This window comes from Hyphomonas adhaerens MHS-3 (genome assembly GCF_000685235.1).
GTDB lineage: Bacteria > Pseudomonadota > Alphaproteobacteria > Caulobacterales > Hyphomonadaceae > Hyphomonas > Hyphomonas adhaerens.
The window spans coordinates 1,723,806-1,742,990 of sequence record NZ_ARYH01000001.1 but is presented as its reverse complement, the minus strand read 5'-3'; the positions used below and the strand labels follow the sequence as shown (position 1 = coordinate 1,742,990).

The window sequence follows — 19,185 nt, the reverse complement described above, 5'->3', positions numbered from 1 at the left end:
TTTTGCGAAGGAAAACGGAATGCTGGAGACGGGCACAAAAACGGACACGCGCTTCCCGGTCCGTTTGGAAATGGAAACAGTCACAAAGTGGGCTCCGCGCGTTGCTTTCCTGGTGTTCGCGATCGTTTTCATTCTCTGCATCGTGCTTTCCAAACAACTGAACAGCCCTCGTCCGACGGACGACATGTTCTACATCGACGCCGCTTGGAAGCTTTCGCACGGCCTGTATCAGCCTCCATCCCCGTTTTCGCCCTTCCACCATTATCTCAGATGGGCGGTCATCCTGCCTCTTGGCGCAATGCAATCCCTGTTCGGTTCAGGACCTGTAATTCTCAAATTGTTCGGTCCGTTGCATATCGTTGCAGCTGGCGCTGCATTCCTTCTGATCCTGCAAAAGATCGCGCCATCGAAACTCCTTCCCCTGGCCGCCTGCGCAGCCATTCCGCTCGTCCCCTTCGAACTTCTGTCACCGCGCATCCTGAGTGAGCCCGTCGCTTGTGCCTGGTTCATGGCTGGTGCGGCGATCATTGTACTCGCAGGGGAAAAGCGTCACTGGCTTGCGCTTGTGCTTGGCGGCGCCTGCGCTGCGATCGCAATCAATGCCGCTCAGGTCGTCATTTTTTCCGCGCCGATCATCTGGTATCTCGCTTATATGTCCGGCCCCCGGACCTCCAATTGGTTGAGAGACGCATTCCTCGCTGGCCTCTGGCCTGCCATCGGCGCGGTCGGAATGTACGCGATCGTGATCGTCAGTGAGTGGATCGCCTTTGGCGACCCCCTCATCGAGATAAAGACGATATCCATGTGGCACATGCAGAGCCTGGATCACGATGAATCGTACTGGAGTAGCATGTTCGACCAGCAGAATCCAAACTTCATTTTCGGCTACACGACACGCCTTTTCGCCCAGTTCCCCGCTTTCTCCATCCTTCTGATCGCGATGAACTGCGTCGCCATCGCCCGCGGCCCGACACGGTACACCATGCTGATCGTCTCCGGTTTCATCGGGATGGCAATGCTCGAGGTTTTTTCCCCACTGGTGGTCGACAAGTTCTATCTTCGCTTTGCCGCCATCCCGATTGCATTCCTGACGGTCGGAGGTTGCGCAGGATTCCTGGACGCTCTTTCCAGTGCAAAAGGGCGCCTGGTCGCCATCCCTGCGTCCTGGCTTGTCTGTGTTGGGGTAATCTTTGTCTACTCGAACAATCTGAAAGCAATGACAGATGACGAATGGACTGCTTGGTTGCGCCCGGCATTTGCGTCGGTTGTGAGTACAGCGAAGTCCGGCGGTATCCCGGCTGAACAGGTCGACCTCGTCATAGCGGATCCCGACATTCCGGGTCTGATACCCTGGACCTGGGCGGCAAATGTTTACACCGGCTACCGTTATCGCGATGCGCTCAGACACGTACCCATGACGGAATGGGCCAATCCCGTCGTCTCGGATGATAACAATACAGCGAACTTCCTTGTCACGGCGGACCCTGCCATCTCAAGCGCGGCGGAGAACGCAGGTTACTCGGAAATCCAGTCTTTCCCGGGACCTTATCAGCGCCAGTTGCACGTTCTTCTGAAGAGATCCGAAACGCGCAGCGCCGCTACTCCAACTGCCGGCGGCGATACTCCTTGAGCATCATGTCGCGGTAGGGGCTGGATTGCGGGCCGGCGTCGGCGCGGTCGCAGACATCCGACATGCCATCGCAGACGATACGCAAGCGGTAGCGGTCGACCGGGTCTGCCTGCAGGGCCGCGGCGATCCAGGTCGCCTTCGGCGCAATCTGCGTGCGCGCGAGGGATGGCCGCCAGTAATCCCCCGGGAAGACAAACAGGGTGACCAGCAGCGCTGCGGCAAATGTCGGCAGCAGAACCGCCGCGGGACTGCGCGCAGCACTCTGCGTCTGGGGTGCCGGCGCATTCAGCACCAGTGACAGGACCATCACGATGAAGAGCGGGATATAGATGTAGGTCATCCGCGATTCCGGCCACTGATAGACGAAGCTCAGCGTCGCAAACGCACCGACTGCCCCAATGAGCGACAGCGAGCCGGCATCCGGCAGCGTCCGCGCCGAAATGTAGCGCCATGCCGCCCAGCCGAGCGCCGGCAGGAACACACCAAAACAGAGCGGCCAGACATTCATATAGAAATCCAGCATGCCAAGTGACGGTTCCAGCAGGGTAAAATTCGCAGGCTGCATGCCGTGGGGAATGACGAGCGCCCAAAGTTTCTGGAGCCCGAACCCGATCACTGCAGTGATGACGGAAAGGAGGAAGGGCGCGAACCATCGCGCAGGTTTTGCGCCGCGCAGAAAGCGATCTGCGCCATGCACAAATCCGATGACCATGATCGGGATCATCCCGTAGGTCTGCGTGAGGCCTGCCGCAACGCCGAGCGCGATGGCAGGCGCGAGCTGCCTCAGCTCCGCCCCAAGCGAGCCGGGCGCCGGGCGTGCGAGCGTCAGGACCGCAACGATGGCACTCAACGTCATCAGGCTGGACGCCATCGCGTCGGACAAGACCCAGAGGGAATAGAAACCCAGAACCGAAAAGGGAGCAGCCAGACCAGCGAGCGCAGCAGCGATGGCCCCTGCCCCTTTGATCCGGGCGAACCGGGCAATCCCGAAGGTCACGGCTGCAAGCGCCGCCACCTGGCAAAGCAGGAAGACAAGCCCCGGCGGTTCAAGAAGGTAATCCATTGCCCAGACCAGGACGAACAGCGGCGGCCGCAGGATGGGCCATGCAGACCTGTCTTCTCCCGTCGTGAATTCCACCAGCGCCATGCCCTGGGTCACCCAGTCGAAACTGTCGTCTGACATGTAGGCGTAGGAATTCAGGAGGTCCCCCACCCAGAGGTGGGACAGGATGAGTGCGAACACAGCCGCAACCAGCAATGCCGCCAGGTATTCCGGCTGTTGCAGCCTGCTCCATCGGCCCGCAGCTTTGCGGCCGGTCACAAGATCAGACATGGAACCTCACACTTCCGACTCAGACTCACCGCATAGGACACGGCCCGGCATAGGGCCGCAAGGCCTAGCCGGCCAGCTCCTGCCAGAGGGTGCGGATCGTTTCCGCATTCGCGGCCAGCGTGTGGTGGTTGCGGATTTCGGCGCGGGCGGCGGCGGCCATGGCGAAGCGCGCGGCCTCGTCATCGGCGAGGCGGATCAGCGCCTCTGCCCATTCTTCCGGGTCGGTCGCCAGAATACCGGTTTCGCCATCCGCCACGACGCCCTCGAACGGCGCGCCAGACGCATAGATACCCGCAAGGCCGAGGGCGCCATAGTCCAGGAATTTCAGCGGGCTCTTGGCCCTGTTGAACCGGTCCGGCACCAGCGGCGCAATCGCCGCATGCCAGTCCGCCGAACGGCGCAGCCAGTCGACGAAGCGGACATAGTGCCCTGCACGCTCCGGCGGAGGCTGGCGCCGGATCAGCGGCAGGCCCGCATCGTCCGTCGGCCCTGCCCCGACCATGTGGAACTCGAACTTGCCGGGCCGCTTCGACACGGCCGCCCGCAGGCCTTCCATGATCGAATCGATATCCTCGCGGTGCGTGCTGCCGCCTGCAAAAGCGACCCGCAACGGTTCCCCTGCTTCCCGCGCCAATGGGGCGCCGAAGGCGCCTGCGAACCAGATCCGGTCATCGAGATAGTTCGGGAACACCGTCACGGCAGGATTGTAGCGCTGCATCCGCTCGGCAATGACCTCGGTCGTGACGACCACACGGTCTGCCCGCGTCATGAACGCCTCGGCACCGCGCAGCAAGTCTGCGTAGATGGCCTTTTCCGGGTGCGATTCCGGCAGTTCGAAGAGATCATCGTCGATTTCGAACAGTTTCCGGATTCCCTTCCGGTCGCATCGGTCCGCCAGGCGATTGGCCATGTCCGGATCCGGCACGGCCGTGCGCTGGACGACAATCGCATCCGCATCAGCCTTCATGGCCTCTTCAAGAGGCAGCACACTGAACGCCACATCGCTTGAGAGCGCAGGATGGGTCAGCGGCAGGGCCAGCCTGATCTGGCCGCACGCCGTCGGCATGACATTATGGTCCACGGCGACGATGCGCCGCCGCGCGCCGCGTCCGATCATCGGGGCCTTCGCCTGCATCGGAGCCAGGTAGTCAATCTGGTAGAACGCCGTCGGCAGCGGCGCGGCAAGTTCCGACTGCGGCGCAACGGGCGGCGCGCCTGTCAGGAAGGATTTCTCGCGGGCATCGGTGACAAAGCCCAGGAACTCTTCAGCTGTCTGCTTCCATGGCAGCACCCAGGACCAGGGCCGTCCGGACAGGCGTTCCGGCAACGCGCCGAGATCCGCCGCCGCAACAGGCCGCCCGGAGGCAATCGCCGCGCCCAGCGTGAAGCTGAAGGTTTCCGGCACCTGCGCCGGGAACCAGATCAGGTGCGGATCGACCTGGTCGATAAGCTTGCCCAGTTCGGCATCAATATAGGTTCCGTGATCGGTGAACCGGTCTGACTCCGGCATGGCGCCGCCAACGGAGCCCAGAAGATGGACCTCCACAGGTGCCCCGGCCTCATCGGCCAGCCGGACAAACTCGGCCACGCGGGACAGGCCCTTGTGCGGCGCGAGGACGCCCAGCACGAGAATACGCAGCCGTTCGTCACGTGCGAGAGGCGGCGCTCCAATGTCCAGCGACAAGGCCCGCTTCGGCGTGTGCGGTATCGTGCGGATTTCCGCATCCGGAAAATAGCGGGTCATGCGGCGGGCGGTATCGGCGCTGGGCGCGATCACACGGTCGGCGTCCCGAACCGTCCACGCCTGCTGGTCTCGGTAGTCAGAAATAGTGCTGTGATAGACAGGGAAATCGCGTTTGATACAGGCATTGCAGGCGGCTTCGTCCGGCTCGCCGCAATAGGTGCTTTCCGTGCCGCCAAGATGCGCCCGCGGGCAGATCGAATAATAATCGTGTACAGTGAAATCGAACGGCACGCCCAGTTCCCTGACCAGGTCATGCAGGGCGTCTGAGTACCCCATGGAATGATGGATGTGTACGCGCTCGACACCGAAATCCTTGAGCTGGCGGATAAGATCGCCGCGCTCCAGCTCCAAATGGTATTCAGCCTCGACCCCGTCCAGCGTATCGCTTTCCAGGCGCACCATGCCATCGGCGGCGGGCCGGAGGGTCAGGAACAGGGCGTACGGAGCACAAAGCTCCTTCACATCATCGATCTGGCGCTCAACCCCGCCGCCATATGGGTGCGTCACCGCCAGCACCACCGGCCGCGTGTCGCGCTTGTAACGCATCGCCGTCGCCGCGATGCGGAATGGCCGCTCGGGATCTTTCGAAACATGCTGCGCGACATCGTTGAAATAGGACGGCCAGCGGTCGCGAATAACGACGGACGCCTTTTCCTGCTGCTTTAGCGCGGTTTCGGCAAAACTCACGCCGCCCTTGTGGAAGACGAATGTGTCGGCCGCGAGAAGATGGCGCCAGCCATGATGCGCGCCGCGCAGGCAGAAATCGTTCTCCTCGCCATATCCCTTGCCGAACGCGTCTTCGTCGAACAGGCCGAGGGCATCCAGACTGTCGCGCGTGATGAACATGCAGAACCCGACCGCCGTCGGAATATCCACCGTCCCGGCCGGGTTGGCCTCGGCGAACAGTTTGTCCAGTTCAGCAAGCGACAGGCCCTCGGGAAGCGTGTTTTCGTCGCAATACCGCGGATAGGAACAGATCGTGGCATTGTTGGAGAATGGCGTGACAGAACTGATCTTCGGCGCGGAATAGGCCGCCTCGACCATCCGGCGCAGCCAGTCATTGGCCACTTCCGTATCGCTGTTCAGGAGCACCACATCATGGCCTGGATTGAGCGACATGCCGCGATTGACCGTGCCGACAAATCCCTTGTTCTGCTCGTTCTTCAGAACGGTCGTATGCGGACGGCCGGCAAGGCTCGCCACATAGGCGCTGACGTCAGGCTCCGGGCTGCAATCATCAATGATGATCAATTCATACGGCACCCCCGGATCGGAAGCATAAACACTTTCGATGCAGGCGCGTGTGGTCTCCAGTCCGCGATAGACCGGCACGATAATGTCGACAGGTGCATTCCGGCGAACAGGCGCCGGGGCGGTTTTAGATGGCCGGGCCGCCGCGGCTGCAGCGCCCGTTCGTCCCGGTTCTCCGGGTTCGGGGGAAGATGGCTTTTCAGCATGCCGCGCCTCAGGTGTCCGCGGGGTACGAATGCCCCGGACCCGCCGCAGCGGTGCGGTGATCTTCCAGCTGGTGGATTCGCGGATCTCCCGGACAGTTTTTTCCAGCGCCTTCGCATGGGATTCCAGGTAACGGCTGTAGGAGGCATTCTCGTCATATTGGCGACGCAGGCGCAGTCCAGTTTCCCGTTCAGTCGACAGATCATTCTCCGCCTGGCGGAGGCGCGCCTTGACGTTTTCTGCCTCAACCAGCAGGGCTTCCAGCTCTGCGCGGGCAGCCTCCACGCGGTCCGCCCTGTCGTTCGCTTCCGAAAGCTGGGCTTTCAGCAAATCGGTTTCCTTCCGGGAGGCCTGCAGGTGTTCCCGGGCCTTACTGAACTCAGCCTCGATCGCAGCATAGGACGCATGGAGTTCAGCGGCGGCTTTTTCCTTCTCTTCCCGCAAACGCGATAGATCGGCTTCACGTTCCTGCAGCGTACGTGCGGTCTGTTCAAGTTCAGCGCGCAGGCCTGCGGCTTCTTTCACATGATCGCTGATCGTCTCGTTGAACAGGCTGCGAGCACGATCGAAATCGTCCCAGGCCCTGTCCAGCTGGACCGGATCAGGTTCCGCCGCCCCCTGCCCATCGAACGTCAGTTCGAAGTTCTGGTAAGCCGTCTGCACCCAGCTCGGTAGCGCGTCATCGGACATGATGTCCGAAGGAAGAAACTCGTGGTGCCGCAATTCCTGCGACAGGAAGGTTTCGATATCCACCTTCGCAGCGGCACTCAGCTTGCGGCGATTGCCAAGCATCTCTGCCAGCCGCTCGGCGAGTGGCCGCCAATCGTTCATGACCTGGTCGAAATCCACGAAAATCCGCGGCAGCCCCCGCGTCTCCCGTTCTGCCCTCAGGGCATGATCCAGCCACATCAGGATCGACCGTCCCGGGGCGAACTTGTTCCGCTTGGACAGGGATGCCGCAACGGCGAGCGGATGCCGTGACACGTGAAGGCAAATGACATCCGAATCCAGGGACTCGATCAGCTTCAACCACAGAGGGGCAAGCCGGCAGATCCGCGGATCCTTCAGGACGAGGTTTGAACTATGCTCAAACTGGCGCTCCAGCAGGACGCGCATTTCCTTGATGAAGGCTTTGCCGGCTGGCGTGTTTTCCACGCCGTCCAGATCGTCCAGCCCGCTCCAGGTCGTGCCGATTGCAGCGAACAGGCGCTCATGCGCCATCACGATGTCTTCGGATTCAAAGAAGCCGCGCTCATTGTCCGCCTGAGGCGCCAGCAGGTGCTCGGGCAATCCGACCCCCAGCTTGCTGACAAGGCCCGTTACCGCAGACGTTCCACTCCGGTGCATGCCAAGAACGAGTACGACAAGCCGGTCCCGCTTTCTTTCCGTTGCAACCGAATGCAGGCCTTCAGCTTGATCGGGGGTTTTGACTTCTTTCAGGTTTGACATATCCACTCAACACTCTGCGCCGGCCTGGAGACGCTGCTACATCAGGAACCGAAGCTCCGAACACGTCACGCGGCTTAAATCAATGCCACGGTCATACCTATCCAATATGCAATTTGTGGTAAACTTGACTGTAAATATCCGGCGTGGTCAGCAACGAACAACATAAAGCCCCGTAATCAAGGGCCGCATATGAGGAAAGTTTAATTTGAGCGTCCTGAATATTAGAAAAAAAGTTGCCGGACCGGTCCTTCCCATGTGCCTTTCGATGGCCGTTGCAGCGGCATGTCTGGCCGCCTGCGGCAAGGTGCCCCCGGTCACGGACGCGGATCTCAATCCGGTGAACGGGCTTGCCGATGTCCCCCGCTGGGATCCGGCCTGGTCCGGCACCCAGATGGGCGAAATGGTGGGCCAGGCCGGCGCTGTGCCCTGCCATGGCTATGTGGACCTCGTGGCCCCCTCAGACGATGGCACCGGCGCCCGTCTTGAGGGTTGGGCATGGAACGTGGCGGCTTCTGCGCCCTTTCCCTCGGTGATCGTCACGGATTCCGACGGATCGATACGCGGCGCCGGCACAACACAGGTCGTCCGCAAGGACGTGTCAGCCGCCATGCCTGCTGTCGTCACCGAAGACCGCGTCGGCTTCATTGCCTTCGCAGATGCGCCGCCGGAGGGTCTTGTGGTTTACGGGTTCGACAATTCAGACGACACATATTGCCGCCTCGACTCAAACTGACGCGCCGTTCCAAAAGCGCCGACGACAGGATCCGGAACCGAAGCAAGGCTCGGCAATGCATTATTTCACCATCTGCGCACGCAACTATCTCGGCTATGCGCTGACCCTTCGCGATAGCGTCCTGCGGGCAGAACCCGGGGCACGCTTCACGATCTTCCTGGCGGACGATCAGGTCGATGATGCCGAAGTGGCCGCCTTTACGGTTCCGGCGCAGGCATTGAATATTCCCGGCTTCGCGGACATGTGCTTCCGCTATACGCTGATGGAGCTGTCGACCGCGATCAAACCCTATTGCTTCGATCATGTCTTCGATCAGATGGGCGCCGCCCGGGCAGTCTATCTCGACCCTGATATCGAAGTCTTCCGGCCACTCGATGCCGTCCGGCAAGCCTTCGATGCCGGCGCCTCAGCAGTCCTGACGCCGCATATTCTCCAGCCTTATCAGGACAATAAGACGCCCGGCGACCTTGATATCCTGTCATCCGGCACCTTCAATCTGGGCTTCGGTGCGTTTGCCAAAGTGCCAGAGGCGCGGGACTTCATCACCTGGTGGGGCCGCAAGACCCGGACGGACTGTTATGTGGACCTCCCGCGCGGCAAGTTCGTGGACCAGAAATGGGTGGATTTTGCCCCCTCCTTCCTCGCCGACCTGCATGTGCTGCGCGATCCGGGCTACAATGTCGCCTACTGGAACCTGTCGGGCCGGCCCGTCGAAGCGGGCCCGGACGGCCTGACAGCTGGTGGCGCGCCGCTTGTCTTTTTCCATTTCAGCGGCGTCGTACCCGGAGACCGGACCGTATTTTCCAAACACCAGGACCGGATCACGATGGACACGGCAGGCCCTGCCGCAGACCTGGTCCGCGCCTATCTCGACCAGCTGGACGCCAAGGGTCAGGCCAGCTGGGCCTCCACGCCCTATGCCTATGCCTGTTACGAAGATGGCACGCCCATCCCGCCACCTGTCCGCCGGGGCCCGCTCACGGGCGGAGATCTCGCCACAACGCTGAAAGCCTATGATTCAACCTACTGGAACGCGCTCAGCCCGGATGTGGAGCAGAGCGACGGCGCGCCGGTCACCCGGCTGATGCTGGCAGTCCATGCCATGCGAACCGACCTGCAGGAAACCTTTCCGCTGACCAGCGAGTCCGGGCGCAAAGGCTTCCATGCCTGGTTCATTACCCATGCCGGCCGCGAACAGCGGCTGACGGACGAAATGATGCCCGCTGGCTCCTCCCGGCAAAGCCAGATAACAGCCGCCATGCGTCGCACTGCCTCACGCCTGCGGAACGGCAAGCGGTAACCACGCTTAGTTTGATGTTTTTAAAGGATTTTACGAAATCCGAGCGAACAAACAGGATGCGCAAGCAATGTTGCACCTGCCGTTCAATAGGACTATCCAAAGTGCGGCAGCGGGTGGCCAAGGGTGAGACAAAAGATGATTTCTTCTACCTCGCGCGCAGCGGTTGGCAGACATGCCAAAACCTCGGCACGCAAGCTTTCCCTCCTGCTCCAGCTAACCCGGCGCGACATTGAAAGCCGGTATCGCGGCTCAGGCCTTGGCCTCGTCTGGACGATCGCGACACCGCTGCTGATGCTGGGCGTCTACACGCTGGTTTTCGGAACGGTCTTCAAGTCCAGATGGGCAGGATCGTCCGACACGGCCTCCCCGATGGAATTCGCCGTGATCCTGTTTTCGGGCCTCATCCTGTTCCAGTTTTTCAGCGACGTGATGCTGCGCGCGCCCACGATCATCACCATGAACGCGTCGCTGGTGAAACGGGTGGTGTTCCCGCTGGAACTGCTGGTGCCGTCCGCCCTGCTCTCGTCCATGTTCCATGCTGGGGTGAGCCTTCTGATCCTTGTTCCGTTCATCTATATCGTCTTTGGAACGGTCCACGTGACGCTGCTGCTCCTGCCGCTGATCATCATTCCCCTCGCCCTCATGATCACGGGGCTCGGCTGGTTCCTCGCCTCCCTGGGCACCTACATCCGCGACATCGGGCAGATCGTCGGCACCATCGTGACCGCCCTCCTTTTCCTCGCGCCCATCTTCTTCCCGCTGAGCGCGCTGCCCGAATGGGTCCAGCCCATCCTGGCTTTCAACCCGATGACCGTCCCGATCGAGCAATTGCGCCGGATCATGATCTTCGGCGAGCTACCGGATTTCTCGGCCCTGGCCAGCTATACCGCCGTGGCGCTGGTCATCCTGGTGCTTGGCTATCAATGGTTCGAACGGACACGGAAAGGTTTTGCCGATGTCCTCTGACCTCCCGGATCACGCCATCCACCTGCAAGGCGTTTCAAAGCATTACCTCATCTACAAACGGCCGGAAGACCGGCTGAAGCAGATGATCATGCCGAAGCTGCGGCGCGTGACCGGCATGAAGCCGCGCAAGTATTTCACCGATTTCGCCGCCGTCCACGATGTCGACTTCACGGTGGAACGGGGCGAGACGGTCGGCATCATCGGGCGCAACGGCTCAGGCAAGTCGACGCTGCTGCAGATGATCTGCGGCATCCTGCAGCCGAGCAGCGGCTCGGTCGAGGTGAACGGGCGCATCGCTGCGCTGCTCGAGCTTGGCGCCGGCTTCAATGCAGACTTTACGGGCCGGGAGAACGTGTTTCTCAACGCCGCGATCCTCGGCCTCACGCGGGAGGAGACGGAGGCGCGTTTCGACTCGATCGCCCGCTTTGCCGACATTGGCATCTTCATAGACCAGCCGGTGAAGACCTATTCCTCGGGCATGTATGTGCGCCTTGCCTTTGCGGTGGCGATCAATGTGGACCCGGACATCCTGGTCGTGGACGAGGCCCTGTCCGTGGGCGACGAGGCATTCCAGCGCAAATGCTTTGCCCGGATCGAGCAGATCCGCGAGAGCGGCGCCACCATCCTCTTCGTCAGCCACAGCGCCCAGACCATCGTCCAGCTCTGCGACCGCGCCATCCTGATGGATGGTGGCTCGAAGCTGCTGGACGGAGAGCCAAAGCCCGTGGTCCAGCAATACCAACGCCTCGTGAATGCGGACCCGGTCCGGCAGAAAACCATCCGGGAGGAGATCATTACCTGCCAGGGTGTGCCTCCTGAAGAGCCTGCACCGCCCGCCGCGGACGTGAAAATTGCACCGAGCGAAGCCGAACCGGAAGCGGAAGAACGGGCCGACCCGATCGATCCGAGCCTGGTCGCTCATCCGAAGGACATCGAAAATACCGGAATCGTCGAAATCTTCGACGTTTCGCTCGAAACCGAGCAGGGCACTCCGGTCAATCTGGTCGAGATGGGCCAACGCATGGTCCTGCGCTTCCAGGCACGCTTCAATGACAAGGTCGACAATACGTTTGCTGCCATGGCGATCCGCACGATCGCCGGCCTCAAACTGTTCGGGGCCTCTACCCGGCTCGTCTTGCCGGATCATCCGAGCTCCGCCGATGCCGGCGATGTATGGGATGTCCGCTTTTCCTTCAATTGCCCGCTTACGCCCGGTGTCTATTTCTTCACGGTCGCCGTCGGCAAGGCGCTCGGCGCCGGCGCCGAACATCACCACCGCATCCAGGACGCCCTGGCTTTCCGGGTCAAGTTCCGCCCTGACCTTGTTGCCACAGGCTTCGTGGATGCCGGTATCACTCCCCTAGTCTCCAGGATCGAAAGGTCTGCCGCATGAACCAGCCACTGAAAGTCTTCATCGGATGGGATTCGCGTGAACCGGAAGCGTATGACGTGGCGAAGCGCTCCATTGAGCGCAATGCGTCCATCCCCGTCGAAGTCCAGGCACTGAAACAGCCGGAGCTTCGTGAGGCAGGGCTCTATTCGCGCCCGGCCGATCCCCTCGCCTCAACCGAGTTCACCTATACGCGTTTCCTGACGCCGCATCTCGCCGGCAAGGACGGGCTCGCTCTGTTCTTCGACTGCGACTTCCTGTGGCTCGGCGATGTGGCAGACATGCTGAAGCTCGCGACGGGCGACCGCGCACTCTGGTGTGTCCAGCATAATCATGTGCCGACCGAGACGACCAAGATGGATGGCGCGGTGCAGACCCAGTATCCGCGCAAGAACTGGTCATCCCTGATGCTGTTCAATTGTGCCCACCCTGACGTCCAGACGCTGACGCCGGATGTGGTGAACACGCAGACCCCGGCTTATCTGCACCGCATGCAGTGGCTGAAGGATGACGACATCGGCAGCCTGCCGACGGAATGGAACTGGCTGGAAGGCTGGAACGAGAAGCCCGCTTCCGGCCCGCCGAAAGTGGTCCACTATACGCGCGGCGGCCCGTGGTTCGAGAATTGGCAGAATGTCGACTATGGCGACCTCTGGCTCAAGGAATTCGACGCTGTGCGTCAGGACCAGCTTCACAACACATGATATTCGAGGAACTTCAATCCTTCGCCGCCGATATGGAAGGCGCCAAAGCCCCGCTTCCCGAACGCAGCGAAGACGAATTTGTGCGCCATAATCCCGGCGTTCCGGTTGGCCAGCGTCGTCCGCTGGACCGCGAATTATATGAGTGGCGTAAGTCGTTTCTCGGCCAACCCGCCCTGCTTTTCCTGCATGTTGCTTGCAACGTGATCCTCCGCCGCGGCTTCCAGACGGAACACTACTGGTCCATTTTCGAACGTCTCTGGACGGAACAGTCGGCATACATGCGGGAAGTGGTAAACGCGAAGTGGCTGGCTTCGGCCTGCGATACGATCATGGATTGCAGCCCCTCCGAGAAGGAACGGGCTCTCGCCGGCATTGGCGCAATCATGATCAAAACCGTAAAGCTCTACGAGACAGAGATCTATCTCGGCGATGGGTACAAACGCCCGGTTGCCGCGGAAAACTATGTCCCAAAGGACATGTTCGACGGCATGCACACGTTCAATATCGGCTTCGGCGATGTGATGATCAACTTCCGCGACAGGCTTGCCCGGCTTACGGCCGAAACGACCCCCGCCTCAGTCGTCAGCCAGGAAGTGTTCAACCGGCTGTCCTACCAATACGATACAGCGATCAGTCGCTTCCGCAGCTGCCACACCTATCCCGATACACTCTGGTAGATTCCGGAGGACTGTTGCCTCTCCGCCTTCGGCAAAGAAGGGGCTCAGCAACCGTTCCGGAAAACCTCGATCGTCTGACCGCCATCTTCAAGCGCGCAGTAGAATGCGACGCCCCGGCCTGCTGCGATTGCTTCGATTCGCGCCTTCCACCATTCCGGCGGCCGTACCGTGACATGCGCATTCTCGCCATTGGGCAGGCACTTCGCTGCCGGGCGGGTGGAAATGTTCATGTAGACGACCTTGAGCGCCCGCGAAAAAATCTGGTCCAGGACAAAATCGACATCCTGCTCATCCACATGTTCCAGGACGTCTGTCGAAATGACTGCGTCGAACGGGCCATCCGCCAGCTGCGAATGCGCTTCCACGCCCGGATCGAATAGCGTTACTTTCTCAAGCCCCCAGAACTCCTTGAGGCTCGAAATGGTCTCGCCGTCGAGGTCGAATTGCTCTGCCTTGTGAAACACGGCCTTGCCGCATCCATAGTCGAGCAAAGTCCGCGCGTCGCACGCGTGAAGGAGATCGGAAATGACCCGGATATGGGGCTTCAGGCTCTTGCCGGTAAAGACGTTGGGCTGGCGTTCGCCCTGCACCAGCAGTCCATTTTCATGCGCATCCCGATACTGTTCCAGAAGTTCGAAATAACGGGGAGACGGTTGATGGGCAGACATGCAAATCCTCTCAGGCTACGCGGCACCATTTGCCGATCCGGGCCTTGGTGCGTCAACCTCAAATGTGTCATTGCGATGGCCTATGACACCACCGCCCGGTCGGTCACCCGGCGCCAGGCGGACCCGTCCGAGAAGGCCAGCACGGCCCCGTCGGCCTCGTCCGGCACGAAGATCACCTGCCCCGCCCCGGCACTGGCGGGCGGCAGCGCGGCCTTCGCATAGCTGCCCACCCGCACCGGGCCGCCCACATCCAGCTTGCAGGCCGCCGTCAGGTCGTCCCGGAGGGCAATATTCCCCACCGAATCAAGCCGCATCCGCTTCGTCCGCGCGGTCGAGCCTGCGGGCGTCACGGCAAAGTCCAGGTGCACGCCGTGGCCGGCGGGGGTCCAGGTCTCCGCCGCGTCCGCCTCGATCCGCGCCTGGCTCACGCTGTAGGCGCTGCCGTCATAACCCAGCCAGCTGATCTGGCCGATATTGTCGCCCGCCTGCACCGGCGTCAGCGCGCCAAACGCGCCGTTCGCACGGCGCATGGACAGGTCGCCATTATTGGCAATCGCATCGGCAATGAACGTCGTCTGCTGGCCCGCATCGTTCAGCAGGCGCAGCACGACCGCACCGGGAATGGGCGGCAGCGGCCCGGCGCCCGGCGCCACGTCCAGCCGTGCCTCCGGCGCCGTGGTGCCAAGGCCGATAGCACCGCTGGCCATGTCCACGCTCAGCGCGTCCGCCCAGCCGGTAACGGGCAGGTTCACTTTCAGGTTCACCGACGGGCCGCCCGTCAGGCCGAACTCCGCCCGCGCCGTATAGTCATCCTCGAACAGGATCGAGGCTGTCCTGCCCGAATCGGCGCGGTTCAGAAACAGCCGCATGTCGCCGCTGCCGGGGGTCACATCGTCGTGCGACAGCAGAACAGCGTCGGACTTCACCGCCAGCCGCTGCGTCTCGTCCGCCGCGGTGTTGATGCCCAGGAGCGGCCAATCCGTGCCGCCGCTCCCGGCAAGGGACTGCCACGCCGTGCCATCAAAAACCTTCAGCGCACCGGCACCGAGATCGAACACGCGCCAGCCGGCCTGCGGCGTGATCATGTCCCAGGCCCCGTCGCGGAACACGGCCAACGTACCGCTTGGCGCTGCGCTCCACACGGCGCCGGTTGCGCCTTCCGGCACCAGCCAGGCCTGCCCCTCTTCCGGAGTCTCCGGCTGGCCGGACGTGACCGCATCCATGACGGCCGCCTGCACCAGTCCGTCCAGCCGGGCAAAGGCCTCGTTCACCGTCACATGCTTCTGCGCCTGATTGGGCAGCAGGTAGCCAAGGCCGATCCGATTGGTTTGCGACATCAAGCGCTCCTCCGTGTCATTCAGGACACGGAAAGTAACGCCGCCGTCTATGCGGGGAATTCACCTGCGGGGATGTCAATGATGGCGGGCAAACCCTGGTGGATTGGCGCCTACTTGTCCGCCTGAACCAGCCGGAGCAGGTATTCGCCATACCCGGTCTTGCCGAGATCTTTCGCCAGATCCAGCACGCGTGCACTGTCGATGAAGCCCCGGCGGTAGGCGATCTCTTCGAGGCAGGCGACCTTCAGGCCCTGGCGCGCTTCGATCGTCTGCACAAAATGGGCCGCTTCCAGAAGCGAATTGTGCGTGCCCGTGTCCAGCCACGCAAAGCCGCGGCCCAGCACATGAGCGCGCAACTGCCCGTCCTGCATATACATCTCGTTCAGCGTCGTGATTTCCAACTCGCCTCGCGCCGACGGCTTCACCTGGTGCGCGCGCTCGCACACGGTCTCGTCGTAGAAATAGAGGCCCGTCGCGGCGAAGTTGGATTTCGGCTTCTGCGGCTTCTCCTCGATGGAGAGGATCGTGCCGTCGTCCGCAATCTCGACCACGCCATAACGCTCGGGATCGGCCACCTGATAAGCGAAGATCTCCGCACCGGTCTCAAGGCTGGCAGCCTGGGCCAGCATTTCCTGCAGGCCGTGGCCGTAGAAGATGTTGTCGCCCAGCACCAGCGCGCACTTGTCGCCGTCGATGAAGGACTCACCGATGATAAAGGCCTGTGCCAGGCCGTCCGGCGAGGGTTGGGCGGCATACTGAAAGTTCATGCCGATATCGCTGCCGTCGCCCAGCAGCCTTTTGAAAGCCTCCTGGTCATGCGGCGTGGTGATGATCAGGATGTCCCGGATCCCGGCCAGCATCAGCGCGCTGATGGGATAATAGATCATCGGCTTGTCAAACACGGGCAGCATCTGCTTCGAGACACCACGCGTCACCGGGAACAATCGCGTACCCGATCCGCCTGCCAGAACAATACCCTTCATCGGAACCTCTTCTAGTTTTCCGCCGGCGCGGTCAGCGCCGGAATGATACGCACCAGTTCGGCGCGCCAATCGGGTGCCGGACGGCCGAATACGGCTTCGAACCGGCTTGTATCGAGCACCGACCAGGGTGGCCGCTGCGCGGGGGTCGGAAACTCGTCGGTCGTGATCGGCTCGACCGGCACTTCCAGCCCGGCAACCTCGAATATCTCGCGGGCGAAACCGGCCCAGCTCACGGCGCGGTCACCCGCAAAATGATAAAGCCCGCCCACGGAAGGATCTGCCACCAACCGTTTTGCCACGGCAAAGGCCGCCTGCGCCGCGCCGGAGGCCGGTGTCGGCTTGCCGATCTGGTCGTCCACCACACGAACGCTGCCCCGCTCCTGCCCGACGCGCAGCATCGTCTTCACAAAATTGTTGCCATGCCCGGAGAACACCCAGGAGAGCCGCAGCACGGCAGCCGCGCCGCCCGCGCCCAGCACGGCCTCTTCCCCGGCCAGCTTGGTCCGCCCATAGGCACCTTGCGGCCCGGTCGCATCAAGCTCCGTATACGGCTCGACTGCATCGCCCGGGAACACATAGTCCGTGGAAAAGTGAATGAACGGCACACCCTTGGCCGCGCAGGCCGCTGCCATCTCGCCCGGCGCCACACCATTCACGGCCATGGCGAGATCCGTTTCGGACTCTGCCTTGTCGACGGCGGTGTAGGCGGCCGCATTGATCACGGCGTCGCATTCGGTTTCTGCGATGAGGCGGGCAGCTTCGCCCGGATTCGTCAGGTCTGCAGCGGCACGGTCGAGCGCGACGAGCGTGATGCCCTCGCCTGCCGCCAAGCGCTGCGCTTCGTACCCGACCTGGCCGGATGCCCCGAACAAAAGGATACGCATCGGATTCAGCCCGCCTTGCGTTGTCCGAGGCCGATACGCGACCCGTCGAAGCCGCGATTATGGATGCGGTCGATCCAGTCCTGATTGTTCAGGTACCAGTCCACCGTTTCGCTGATGCCGCGCTGGACGTCATAGGCAGGCGTCCAGCCCAGCTCGCGCTCGATCTTCGAACAGTCCACGGCATAGCGCATGTCATGGCCCGGCCGGTCCGTCACATGAGTAATGAGCGATTCGTGCTTGCCCCATTCGGCATCCGGGAACCGCTTGTCCAGCTCACGGCAAATCATCAGCACAAGGTCGATATTGCGCAGCTCTGCACGTCCGCCGACATTGTACGTCTCGCCCGGAACGCCCTTCTGTGCCACCAGCAGCAGCGCATCGGCATGGTCGTTCACATGCAGCCAGTCGCGCACATTCTCGCCCTTGCCATAGACCGGGATCGGCTTGCCGGCGCGCGCCGCCATGATCACGACGGGGATCAGCTTTTCAGGGAACTGGCAGGGGCCATAATTGTTCGAGCAGTTGGAAATCACCACGGGCAGGTGAAACGTCTCGCCCCATGCGCGCACAAGCATGTCCGACGAGGCCTTTGAGGCGGAGTAAGGTGAGTTCGGCTGGTAGCGGGACTCTTCGGTGAATTGCCCTTCGGCGCCCAGCGATCCGAACACTTCGTCAGTCGAAATGTGATGGAAGCGGAAACCGTCCGGGGCATTGCCGGCCGCCATGTATCCGCGCGCCGCTTCCAGCAGGCGGAACGTGCCGATGATGTTGGTCTCGATGAAATCCGCCGGGCCGTCGATCGACCGGTCGACATGGCTTTCGGCGGCCAGATGCATGATCGCATCGGGCAGGAAACTGTCGAACAGCTCGCGCATCGCCGGCCCATCACAGATGTCGGCCTGCACAAACTGATAGGCCGGATGGCCGTCTACTTCCGCCAGATTGTCGAGGTTTGCCGCATAGGTCAGCTTGTCGACGTTCATTACAGTGTGGCCATCGGCAATCGCCTTGCGGACGACTGCTGAACCGATAAACCCTGCCCCGCCCGTCACCAGTAACCGCATATCAGAAAGAGCTCCGCTTGGTCTGATTGATCAGGTCGACGCAAGCCGGTCGCGTCCCGGCCTGTTTATCGGATGCACTGCCGAAGTAAAGTCGCACCTGCTGCTACCTCTGCGAACAGAATCATGACGCCGGCGTCACCCGCAACGTGCTGTTTACACGGTGAAAGGTGTGTCGAAATCCGTCATCAGCGGCGCTGCCTCGTCTTTCTCGGACAAGACGGGCAATCGCCCGTCCAGCTCCCAGTCGATGGCAAGGTCCGGGTCGTTCCACCGGACGCTGCCGTCATGCTCTCGCGAATAGGGCGCATCCACCTTGTAGGCGACCACCGTGTCAGGCGCGAGCGTCACGAAACCGTGCAGGAAACCCTTCGGAACGAAGATCTGCGTGCCGCTTTCCGCCGTCAGCGTCGCCTTGACCCACTGGCCGTAGGTCGGCGAACCGCGGCGCACATCCACAGCCACATCAATGATCGCGCCAGCCAGCACGCGGACCAGCTTGGACTGGGCAAAAGGCGGGGCCTGGTAGTGAAGACCGCGAATTGTACCAACCAGAACAGACCCGGACTGGTTGTCCTGGATGAAATTGCAGTCGATCCCGGCGGCAGCAAAATTGGCGCTGTTGAAGGTTTCTGAAAAATAACCACGCGCATCGGCGAAGCGCGGCGGCGTAATGAGTTTAACTTCTGGAATACCAAGAGCTTCTACTGACAGGGTCACAATTGCACCATAAACAGATCGGAAATAGGAAGCGCGTGGGTTTGCACATAAACGGTGATTTGGCCAGCCAGCCCAAATGGCAGGGCGCAGGTGCGCAAACATTGTAATGTTTGCCGGATGGTTTCATAAATCCGGCAACTGACAGGTGACA

At 61.7% G+C, this 19,185-nt stretch carries 15 protein-coding genes; 7 read left to right on the top strand and 8 right to left on the bottom strand.

The genetic code is table 11. The annotated features are described in order from the left end of the window. Positions 1 to 19: 19 nt before the first annotated feature. Entirely contained in the window at positions 20 to 1,630 is a 1,611-nt protein-coding gene (locus HAD_RS08555; protein ID WP_035570512.1) for a hypothetical protein, read from the top strand. Here the strand turns inward: HAD_RS08555 and HAD_RS08550 are convergent. Next, positions 1,599 to 2,963, bottom strand: a complete 1,365-nt coding sequence (locus HAD_RS08550; RefSeq protein WP_035570510.1) for a hypothetical protein — start codon at positions 2,961 to 2,963, stop codon at positions 1,599 to 1,601. The genes HAD_RS08555 and HAD_RS08550 overlap by 32 nt on opposite strands. 64 nt (positions 2,964 to 3,027) lie before the next feature. Then, positions 3,028 to 7,611 carry a glycosyltransferase gene (locus HAD_RS17935; protein ID WP_051596045.1) on the bottom strand — a complete coding sequence of 1,528 codons (4,584 nt, stop codon included), beginning with the start codon at positions 7,609 to 7,611 and terminating at the stop codon, positions 3,028 to 3,030. Positions 7,612 to 7,876: 265 nt separating this feature from the next. On the opposite strand from HAD_RS17935, the gene HAD_RS08540 reads away from it, so the two are divergent. The 6 genes from HAD_RS08540 (at position 7,877) to HAD_RS08515 (ending at position 13,381) form a co-directional block, all read left to right on the top strand. After that, positions 7,877 to 8,344, top strand: a complete 468-nt coding sequence (locus HAD_RS08540; RefSeq protein WP_156942207.1) for a hypothetical protein — start codon at positions 7,877 to 7,879, stop codon at positions 8,342 to 8,344. Positions 8,345 to 8,399: 55 nt separating this feature from the next. After that, positions 8,400 to 9,644, top strand: coding sequence for a hypothetical protein (locus HAD_RS17930; protein WP_051596044.1), 1,245 nt, complete (start codon positions 8,400 to 8,402; stop codon positions 9,642 to 9,644). A gap of 135 nt (positions 9,645 to 9,779) precedes the next feature. Then, entirely contained in the window at positions 9,780 to 10,610 is an 831-nt protein-coding gene (locus HAD_RS08530; protein WP_035570508.1) for an ABC transporter permease, read from the top strand. Beyond that, entirely contained in the window at positions 10,600 to 12,003 is a 1,404-nt protein-coding gene (locus tag HAD_RS08525) for an ABC transporter ATP-binding protein (RefSeq protein ID WP_035570506.1), read from the top strand. Before HAD_RS08530 ends, HAD_RS08525 begins: the two co-directional genes overlap by 11 nt. Then, on the top strand, positions 12,000 to 12,704 hold the full coding sequence (locus tag HAD_RS08520; RefSeq protein ID WP_035570505.1) for a hypothetical protein: 705 nt from the start codon (positions 12,000 to 12,002) through the stop codon (positions 12,702 to 12,704). The genes HAD_RS08525 and HAD_RS08520 overlap by 4 nt, the downstream gene beginning before the upstream one ends. Further along, a complete protein-coding gene (locus HAD_RS08515) occupies positions 12,701 to 13,381 on the top strand; it encodes a hypothetical protein (RefSeq protein WP_035570503.1) in 681 nt (226 codons plus the stop codon). Before HAD_RS08520 ends, HAD_RS08515 begins: the two co-directional genes overlap by 4 nt. A gap of 44 nt (positions 13,382 to 13,425) precedes the next feature. Here HAD_RS08515 and HAD_RS08510 read toward each other — a convergent pair whose 3' ends face one another. The 6 genes from HAD_RS08510 to rfbC all read right to left on the bottom strand — a co-directional run bounded on the left by HAD_RS08510 (position 13,426) and on the right by rfbC (position 19,037). Continuing rightward, the gene (locus HAD_RS08510; protein ID WP_035570500.1) at positions 13,426 to 14,049 is read right to left on the bottom strand and encodes a class I SAM-dependent methyltransferase; all 624 of its coding nucleotides are present in this window, start codon (positions 14,047 to 14,049) and stop codon (positions 13,426 to 13,428) included. Positions 14,050 to 14,129: 80 nt separating this feature from the next. Next, complete coding sequence (locus HAD_RS17925) at positions 14,130 to 15,386, bottom strand: DUF2793 domain-containing protein (RefSeq protein ID WP_051596043.1); 1,257 nt, start codon at positions 15,384 to 15,386, stop codon at positions 14,130 to 14,132. A gap of 110 nt (positions 15,387 to 15,496) precedes the next feature. Beyond that, positions 15,497 to 16,369: a glucose-1-phosphate thymidylyltransferase RfbA gene (gene rfbA / locus HAD_RS08500; protein WP_035570498.1), complete on the bottom strand. Its 873-nt coding sequence runs from the start codon at positions 16,367 to 16,369 to the stop codon at positions 15,497 to 15,499. A gap of 11 nt (positions 16,370 to 16,380) precedes the next feature. Beyond that, entirely contained in the window at positions 16,381 to 17,253 is an 873-nt protein-coding gene (gene rfbD, locus HAD_RS08495) for a dTDP-4-dehydrorhamnose reductase (protein ID WP_035570496.1), read from the bottom strand. 5 nt (positions 17,254 to 17,258) lie between these two features. Then, entirely contained in the window at positions 17,259 to 18,317 is a 1,059-nt protein-coding gene (gene rfbB / locus HAD_RS08490) for a dTDP-glucose 4,6-dehydratase (RefSeq protein ID WP_035570495.1), read from the bottom strand. A gap of 153 nt (positions 18,318 to 18,470) precedes the next feature. Then, a complete protein-coding gene (gene rfbC / locus HAD_RS08485; RefSeq protein ID WP_422119984.1) occupies positions 18,471 to 19,037 on the bottom strand; it encodes a dTDP-4-dehydrorhamnose 3,5-epimerase in 567 nt (188 codons plus the stop codon). Positions 19,038 to 19,185 lie beyond the last annotated feature (148 nt).